Origin of the sequence: Flagellimonas lutimaris (genome assembly GCF_003581615.1) — a bacterium.
Taxonomy (GTDB): Bacteria; Bacteroidota; Bacteroidia; order Flavobacteriales; family Flavobacteriaceae; genus Flagellimonas; species Flagellimonas lutimaris.
On record NZ_QXFH01000017.1, the window covers coordinates 1 to 9,123 of the forward strand.

General features: G+C 35.4%; 6 protein-coding genes and 1 pseudogene. 4 read left to right on the forward strand and 3 right to left on the reverse strand.

Going from position 1 to position 9,123, the window contains the following annotated elements; all coding sequences use genetic code 11:
• The 3 genes from D2V08_RS01035 to D2V08_RS01045 all read left to right on the forward strand — a co-directional run.
• The coding region (locus D2V08_RS01035; RefSeq protein ID WP_147374022.1) for a T9SS type B sorting domain-containing protein at window positions 1–878 on the forward strand (878 nt) is incomplete at its 5' end.
• 4 nt (window positions 879–882) lie between these two features.
• Window positions 883–1,803: a PorP/SprF family type IX secretion system membrane protein gene (locus D2V08_RS01040; protein WP_119606297.1), complete on the forward strand. Its 921-nt coding sequence runs from the start codon at window positions 883–885 to the stop codon at window positions 1,801–1,803.
• A gap of 307 nt (window positions 1,804–2,110) precedes the next feature.
• Window positions 2,111–2,767: a hypothetical protein gene (locus D2V08_RS01045; RefSeq protein ID WP_119606298.1), complete on the forward strand. Its 657-nt coding sequence runs from the start codon at window positions 2,111–2,113 to the stop codon at window positions 2,765–2,767.
• A gap of 46 nt (window positions 2,768–2,813) precedes the next feature.
• Here the strand turns inward: D2V08_RS01045 and D2V08_RS17985 are convergent.
• The 3 genes and pseudogenes from D2V08_RS17985 to D2V08_RS01060 all read right to left on the reverse strand — a co-directional run.
• Window positions 2,814–3,055: pseudogene (locus D2V08_RS17985) on the reverse strand (transposase); the annotation flags it as partial.
• A gap of 227 nt (window positions 3,056–3,282) precedes the next feature.
• Window positions 3,283–3,669, reverse strand: coding sequence for a response regulator (locus D2V08_RS01055; protein WP_119606299.1), 387 nt, complete (start codon window positions 3,667–3,669; stop codon window positions 3,283–3,285).
• Entirely contained in the window at window positions 3,662–6,865 is a 3,204-nt protein-coding gene (locus D2V08_RS01060) for a PAS domain S-box protein (protein WP_119606300.1), read from the reverse strand. Before D2V08_RS01060 ends, D2V08_RS01055 begins: the two co-directional genes overlap by 8 nt.
• A 1,152-nt stretch (window positions 6,866–8,017) precedes the next feature.
• Here D2V08_RS01060 and D2V08_RS01065 point away from each other — a divergent pair.
• Entirely contained in the window at window positions 8,018–8,914 is an 897-nt protein-coding gene (locus tag D2V08_RS01065; protein WP_119606301.1) for a helix-turn-helix domain-containing protein, read from the forward strand.
• Window positions 8,915–9,123 lie beyond the last annotated feature (209 nt).

Consider the following 9,123-nt stretch of genomic DNA (forward strand, 5'->3'; position numbering starts at 1 on the left):
CCGTGGCCGCAACAGCACCGTGCACAACCGACGCAACGGCAACAGTGACCGTAACCGAACAGGAAAGCATGAATACTAACTTTGCTTCCCTTTACAATAGGAATGCCAACTCAGATTCTGAATTACCAAGTGTAGCCTCTTTACCTACCCGAGATGACAATGAAGTTATTGGGAGTTGGGGAAAAATCAAAAATGGGGATAATACCCATATTTATATATTTACTCCACATGAATCCAACTGTTACAATGAGTTCAGGTTTATCATTACAGTCCATGACATACTCTCTCAGGAAGACTGTCCTTCACTCACAAACCCGGCAAATGGAGCAACTGATATAGACACAAAAACTATGATATCGTGGGATGCCGTTGTAGGTGCAAAAGGGTATTTCCTAACCATTTGGGGAAGTCCCAATGGAACTGAAATATTAACCTTAAAGAATGTTGGGGCAGAAACGTACTATCGCCCCATGAAAGAATTACCAGTTAATACCCGAATTCATGTTTCCATCACACCGTATAATGAGCAGGGTAAAATGCCGGAGTGTTTTGTTCAATCCTTTACCACGGTTAAAGGTTCCAAAATAAAATCTATATACGGTTTTTCGCCAAATGGAGATGGAATTAATGAATTTTGGACAATATCAGGAATAGAAAAATATCCAGAAAACATTGTCACCATTTATAACCGTTGGGGCAACTTGGTATTTAGAACTGAAGGATACAATAATTCAAGTAATGTCTTTAATGGTATTGCAAATCAATATGTCAGCATGGGAGCTGGCAAGCTACCTGAGGGCACATACTTTTTTCACATCCAAATCCCCAAAGAAAATAACCTAGAAAGAAAAAAAGGATACTTAATCATAAAACGATAAAACAATGAACATACGTAGGCACCTTTCTATCTTATTATGCTCCATCTCTATAATTTCCTTAAAGGGGCAGCAAAATCCTGCATTCACAGAATACAGTTATAATCCATTTATCATAAATTCGGCATATGCAGGAATGTCAGGAAACGCTGAAATCAACTTCAGTAACATAGGGCTAAAAGATCAAAGTATTGAAGGACTACCGAGAACCATGACCACAACATTTAGCACTCCACACCCAAGCGGCAACATGGGATTCGGTGCTGGGGTTATCCATGATAGAATCGGGGTCTCTACATCTACTGAAATTTTCGGGGCTTATTCCTACAAGATTATTTTGAATGACAACATACATCCTTATTGGAAAATATATGATCGTTCCTTTATATCATTGGGTCTCAAAGCAGGCGCAATGATTTACAATGAAGATTTTTTGAGCCTTGGTATACCAAATGATCCAAAATTCGCAAAAAATCTCAATTCCACCATCCCACAGATAGGGATTGGTGCACTTTTTGGCTATGCTAACTTTTTTGCTGGTTTTTCAATGCCCAATATAATCGGTGATAATTTTTCCAATCCTGACAAGCTAAAAATTTCAAGACCCTTTTATGGATATCTTGGATATCATTTCATCTTAAACAAATATGATCCCGATTACATTTTGAAACCAAGTCTGCTTTTCAAGTTTGAATCCGGTGCCCCATTCCAAATAGACATTAACCTTTCCCTAAGGGTTAAAAACCAGTTTGAATTTGGGGCAGGGCTGAGGACAAAAAATTCAGTCAACGCTATAGCCGGTTTTTATATTTCCAAAAACTTAAGGGCATTATATAGCTACACACATGGTGCAGCGAATTCACCACTGGGAAGTACCCATGGTCTGATTCTGGGCTATCGTTTTGGCGATAATGGCTTTTATCATTGAGGGTATGTATGGTATATAAAACCTTATCCTAGATTTCATTAAATGATATTGAGATAGGAATCAAATAGTTCCATTCAGTTGGAATTTCAAAAACAAAAGGTAGTCAATAAAAACACTTATTTATTCATAAAGCACTAATTTCTATGAATTCTTAAAGAATCATTTTTACTCAATTCACTGAACCATCAACCCCATACCTACATTAAGAACTTCAACTCGTTAGTAATACATTATTATGAGAAATAAACGCAAAAATAAAGACATACTTCTCTATAGGTTCAATTTATCAACATATTTAAGATTACTTATGACACTTATATTGATTTTACTTTCAATTAACGGTTACAGTCAGCTCATTGATAGGTATGGCATCAATTTTGGAGTGACTTACACCAACCAATTGTGGGACTATAAATTAATCCCTGTAGATTCAGATAAAGAACTCAAATTTGGTTTTCAAGTTTTCATTTTTGCTGAAAAAGATTATGTTTTTGATATAGTAGCCCTAAGGTATGGAATAGGGTTTTTGCAACGGGGATTTAAAAACCAAACCGCTCACATATTTAGTGATGGTTCCGAAGCGGAAATCAAAAACAACAAAGTCACGTTAAATGAAGTCGTTCTAAACCTAGGTATGAAAATATCACCTTTTAAGACATTATCTTCACCTTATCTTTTATTGGGATTCAGGTTTGGGCATATGCTGTCGTTCCGAGATATTGTAATAGAGGAAAAAGCATCTGGTTTGAAGTATCAAATCCATGGTCCCCAAATTGAAAATTTCAACAAGTTTAATTTTGGAAGCTTGATTACATTAGGACTTCAAATAAACAGACTTCTATATATAGAACTTGAGCACAATCCAAATATCACCATTAGAGAAAACACTGAAATCCTAAGAATTAGTGATTTATACTGGGGCATAAAATTAGGCGTGAATTTAAAGGAGCTAATACAACACTAGCCGCCTCTAAGTATAATGTTCAATTCGACATCCCAATAAGTGGACTGTCCATAGGGACTGATATCTCGGACTCCCAGAAAGAGGTACGCACCTTCTTTTTGGAGTGCCCGTTACGGGAGTTGCCGTCCTTGGACCTCAGGTGCCTTTCGTAATCCAGATGCCCGTCCAGTTCCCCTTCCAGCATCTTCTCGATACCGCGTTTCAGGTATTCCTTAAGAAAACCGTTGAGCTGTCTCCCGATTTGAACTGCTTCAGGAAATCATCATTGAACAATTCTTCTTTCTTCATAATGTGCAAATTTTTAAAATTAGACAAAAAAATAGCAGGGGCATGCCCCCGTTAATTTTCTATTTACACACTTTATGAGATAGTCCTTTCAATTCTAATAAACATGAATACAACAAATTTAACACACTAATTATATTTAATAAAAAAGTGAAGATTGACAATCTTAATTCCTGATACTATCTTTTAAAGCCACATGAGTAGCATTCCTATACACTTCATAAGTCACCCTAGGACCTTATTTTGTAGGTATTTATTAATTCATCCAATAGGTTATCCCTTAAAGGCTTTTGTAGAAACGATTCAACATGGGAGAAAGCATCCACTTCGTGTTTATCCCTTAAATCAATGGATGACGAAAGCACATATATTTTCAAGTTGAACCTATGTACATCGTTTTCAATTGCTTTCAAAAAATCCAATCCACTCATAACCGGCATATTCAAATCCAAAAGAATTAAATACTCATTAAATGGTTTTTTCAAAATATATTCCAAAGCCGCAGCACCGTTAGATTCTATTCTAATGGGAATATTAGGAAATCTGATTTTAATCATGTGTTGGTGAACAAAATTGGTTACATCATCATCATCCACCAACAGTATTTCGTCAATCATGTTTCAAACTAATTTTAATTAATTTGTTTACAATTCTTTGGATTTCGTTATCAATATCGAGTACCGCATCATAAATCAATTCGTGCAATTTATCAGTTGAGACATATTCACTCGATTTTGGATTTCGATATAAATCGATGAGAGACATTATGCGCGTAAGAGGGGAACGTATAACATGCGATTGCGACCAAACAACTTCATCTATCACCTTATTTTGCACTTCAATGATTTCCAACTGCTGTTTATCCTGAGTAATATCCAAAGTCATACCAACAGTCTGTATAGGGCGGCCGTCGTCATCCTTTTCTATGAAAATAGAATCCTTTAAATGAGCGACTCTTCCATCATCCATTTCCATTCGGTACTCAATTGTTCCCCCCTGTTTATCTCTACTAAACAATTGTTGCTCATAAAACGCCCAAACTCGGTTCAAATCCTCAGGAAATACCTTTGAAAACCATGAGTTATCTTTGTAAAAAGCTTCTTCCACAATTTTATTCCCTTTGTCATCAGAGTTTTCTGAGTAAACCAACGCATTTTTGGCGTAATCGTATTCCCAAATTTGCTGTTTACCCACATTCATGACCAAAGGGGATCCATGATTTTTCTTGACCAAATGTAACTTCTCCCTCTTCAGTTCAGAAATATCCTGGGTTATACTTTCGAAATATAGAGAGGCCCCTTGGGTATCCAAAACCAATTGTACATTTTGCCTAACCCAACGGACAATTCCATCAGCTGTTATGATACGGTGTTCAAATTGCAGTTCTTTATTTGTCCTTTCCGTATCCTTTAAGCGAGCAATCACAAAATTTCGATCATCCGGATGTACGATTTTGATTAACTTCTCCACACTCGGTCTGAAAATATCCTTATCATACCCATAAATTTTATATACCTCATCTCCCCATTCGATCAAACCCGAACTGAAATTATAAGCCCAAATTCCAACATTTGCCAATTTTTGAACACGCATGAGACGATCATTCAGCAATTTTAAATCTCTCTTACAATATGGTGGCCCGTTCTTTTGTCTAGTAAGCGCCAGAACCAAGCCCTCGTTTATTTTCACTTTATGGTATATAATAAACTCTTTTTCTTTCATATCACGCGTCAACATCCTTATCTGGTTAAAGCAATCCATTTTCTTCACACCATCCCGTTTGATTTTCTTATCCAATAATCGAGCATCCGATTCATGGATAAAATCTTTTAAACTTCTACCCTGAATATTACTTCTCCTAAATCCAAGTTGATTTGCAAAAGCGTTATTAACATGCCTTATCTTGCCATTCTCCAAGTCAATGGCACAAAAAGGTTCTGAAAAATATTCGAGTAAACTTTGATAATCTTCCTCTATAAGCTTCTTTTTTATTAAGTCCCCAAGTTCATGTCCTAAACCCCTAAACATTAAACACTCTTCGAACAACATATTTCTGGGATATTTTGAAAACAACAAAATGCATCCTATGAATTTTCCTGCCGTAACAATGGGTATGCCTATGACAGATTTTAATTTTTCAATGCCATCGGATTCAACTCGAATAAGACTTTGAAATGATTCAATATCTTCAACATAAATGCAATTATCTGATTTCCAATGCATTTCACCTTGGCAATTATACTTTTTAATCGTTTTAACGGGAACCTGTTTTACAAAGTTTCGAACCGATATGTCATTCGCGCCGAAGGCGGAATATCTGTTTAGAACCAGCTGGTCTTTTGTAATGAGCCAGACCCCCCCCGCTTCCATCTTAGAATTTAAAGCTATTTTTGTTAAAGATTTGTAAAGTCCTTTTTTTAAGTTTTTGTTTTTACCCAACATCTTGGAAAGTGAAAGTAAAAGTTTTTTTCTTTTATCCCCCAAAACCACTTCGGTCACATCTGAAATTTCAATTGCCAGGGCATTAATCAAAGGATTGTTCATGTGATTAGTCAAAACAGCTTCCATCCATTTTGTGTTCCCTGCTCCATCACACATGCGGAAAACACCAATATTGACTCGATTCTTTGTAAAAATAGACTGAACTTTTTTGGTAACAGCTGCGCGATCTTCAACAAATATATTCTGGAAAAAATTTTTCTCATTCTCCATTCCCATTTCATCTACAAGTTCTCTCTTAAAACCTCGAGAAGTATATATATAATCGCCTTTTGAATCGATAAGAGCCATAATTCCATGTGTTTTACGAAAGACAGAATCAAAACTTTCTTGAATACTCCTAGCTTTAAGATTCAATTCAGCCTTATCAATCATATGGGAAATATTTGAGGTCAACACATCCATTAAGAACAGTTCTTCCTTCGATTTGACCTTTCCATGTTGAGAACTCTCAAAGTATATGAACCCTTTGAGCACATTTCGTGAAAAGACAGGCATGGCCAATATTTTTTCGACTCCACGTTTCTCCAAAATATTGACTATCTGCTCATCATCCACATAAGATTTGGTTGCTTCGAGTTTTCTCCCTCCCTGCATGGAAGCCATAATCATTTGCATCAAAGGGAAGGGCAACAATCTGTCATCTGGTGCGGTCAATTTACTTTTAACATGGACTCTTGAGTAGAAGACTTCCGGATAAACGGTAGAAATCCTCTGGTCGATTTGAAAAAAATATGCTCTTTGCAACTTGAGTGCTTCACAAATAATCGTAAAACATACATCTAAGGCTTTTAGCCAGTTTGGATTACGGGCAAAATTATTATTAACATCCGCTATACATTGAAAAATTCGATTTTGATTTGAAATCCGCCGCTCTAAAATCGAGCGCTCACCATCGCTAATCGCAAGTACCACTTCATATTGCTTACCCTCCCGATTAAGCCTACTCCTTTTCATTCGAACAGGAAACACCGTACCGTCCTTTTTTCTATGCAGAACGCTCAATTCCTTATCGAGCATAACCAATCCCTGAGTTCCAGTTCCATCTCCAAGTGACGAATCCAACATACGTAAAGCATTCTTTGGAAAAAGAGAAACCATTGTAAGCAAAAGAAACTCTTTCTTTGAATATCCATATTGAACCAGAGCAGCTTGATTAACCTTTATTATTTTGAGCGTTGACACATCATACAACCACATAGGGAGCGGTGAAAAGTCAAAAACATAATCTTCATTTTCTGATAGCTTGTGATTCATTGCTTTATTATAATTTAACACTGGTGGCTCAAGCACATCAATCTTTGTTGTCCACATTTATTTTAAGACAAAAAAACTATAGATTAAAACTCAAATTACACCGCCTCTTTCACATCCTAATAAAGGAGACCTTACACACCCTCCAGTCATCGAACAGAAAACCCAAAACTTTCAACACCTCAAATACAACAAGGAAGGGCCAGCTTATTGTCTGATATCAATACAATCCCAAACCCCAAAATATTGATTAACCCCTTAATCAATAAATCAGCAATTGTAGTCAAACTCAGCCGTACCCATTCCTGCTATATTTAAAAAGTAAAATACAATACATTGGCCTTTTGAAATGCTCAAACTTTCGCAAAACCTCACTTTGCAAACGACCACATGTACAAATATCTAATTTTACCACTACAAATACTTGCCTGAAAAGCTCTATTGCTTGCCTAAAAAGACCTATGTTGTTCAAGGTGGAAATTCAACTTAAGACACCGCATAGGAGGAAGAAATTAATATTTCAGCCCAATAACCATACAGAATACCGAAAGGTCGGACAGTATTTATTAAAAAATTAATTCAAGCACATAAAAGAACAGGAAATGTAAAATACATTGTATTTAATTATCATTACCTCATACTCTTGCTCCAAACTCTTAGATATCAATACAATGTAGAGAACCATTGAAACTAAGGCCCTTAAAAACTATTCCAGACAAACATTTATCAAGCTTAGGGGATTAAAATACACCCAACCACTTACCAACCAAATATGAAACAAAAAAGGACTTATCTGAACCGTTTTGAGTAACCCAGAATGTTAATCTAATACTAGTTTTGACCTCAAACAAACTTAACCTAATGACAACTTACTATCTTTTCAATTTTAAAGCACCGCCCATACCATCCTCTTCTCAAAATACCTTAGAGGGACAAATCAAATTTCTCCAGATTCAATTTCAAAGAAGCAGAAACTCGATAAGTGAAGTCATTTTGCAGCATGTTTAGGCCCAAAACTCTAAAGTGATTCCTCAAATAAAAGCAACAGTATTACAAAATGGCGTTTTAAAGGATTGACACCACAATCAAACTTTTGTATTGACAATTCAGTTATGAAATCCATTTAAAATCAATATCTCCTATCAATGCTGATAGAAGAACCCTTTATATAAGCCAAACATGTTCCATAAGTAAAATGAATTATTTTCCCTTATGAAAACTCGCAACAGCAATGTTATAGAATTATATGGTCAGACAGTCTTTATTAAACAGCACGGCAATGCAAATTGCAGTAGATCCGCTGAATGTTTGACTCAATCATCCGAAATTGTCAACTTTATGGATTTGCAGTCATGGGCAAATAAAGAAGCGTCCTATCTGAGAACCAAATATGGCATATTAAAGTCCAAAGATTTTTTTCTATATCAAAAATATCAAAAAGATTGTCGAAAAAACGAATTTAACATCGCAGTTATCTTAAGTTCAGATTTAATAGATAAAATTTATCAGCGTCAAATTCCAAGTTGGATGTGGAGAAATAGTAGGGTCGACACAAACTTTAATCTTTCCGGTAAAATAGAAACTGCCATAATAGACAATTACATGGAGAGTCTGAATTATTATTTTGACCACCCCACAATATTTGACAATGAAATGGTTGAAATTAAGCTGAGAGAATTTATACAGATTTTATTTTCTCTAGGTCACATAAAGGCAATCACTAAAATTCTTAAGAAAAATTCAAATTATAAAGAGATTTCTTTTAGACAAGTCATTAATTCAAATTTAATGAACGATATATCCATTCAAGATTTAGCCTCACTCACCAATTTAAGCATTTCTTCGTTCAAAAGGGAGTTCAAAAACTTTTTCAACGAAACACCACATAATTACATACAATCAAAACGGTTGGATATAGCCAAAGAATTATTAGCAATTTCTGACAAGAGAGTAAATGAGATAGCCCATGATTGCTTATTCAAAAACCCAGCACATTTCGCAAGAGCATTTAGGAAAAAATACCAAAAAACGCCATCTGAGTATCGAATGAGTGCTAAAAACAAAAAAGCATCCCGAATCATGACCGAAAATCACCCGTTAACATCATAAAATAGCATACCCACAGTTTATAAATTAAATAATTAAGACTTAATCTGACAATCTTAATTAATTTAACTCTTAAATTAGATTTTTCAAATGAATACAGATGATAAAATGGACTTGCAACGAAAAAATGGACAATTAGATAAGATTCAAGCCGCTGATTTTTGGTTATACATTTCGTTTTCAAATTCCTCTATTGTTTTATAGTCCAATGT

Bases quoted from the DNA above. Each gene is read 5' to 3' on its own strand.
- D2V08_RS01040 (WP_119606297.1), top strand. From the start codon at position 883: ATGAACATACGTAGGCACCTTTCTATCTTATTATGCTCCATCTCTATA.
- D2V08_RS01060 (WP_119606300.1), bottom strand. From the start codon at position 6,865: ATGTGGACAACAAAGATTGATGTGCTTGAGCCACCAGTGTTAAATTAT.
- D2V08_RS01055 (WP_119606299.1), bottom strand. From the start codon at position 3,669: ATGATTGACGAAATACTGTTGGTGGATGATGATGATGTAACCAATTTT.
- D2V08_RS01065 (WP_119606301.1), top strand. From the start codon at position 8,018: ATGAAAACTCGCAACAGCAATGTTATAGAATTATATGGTCAGACAGTC.
- D2V08_RS01045 (WP_119606298.1), top strand. From the start codon at position 2,111: ATGACACTTATATTGATTTTACTTTCAATTAACGGTTACAGTCAGCTC.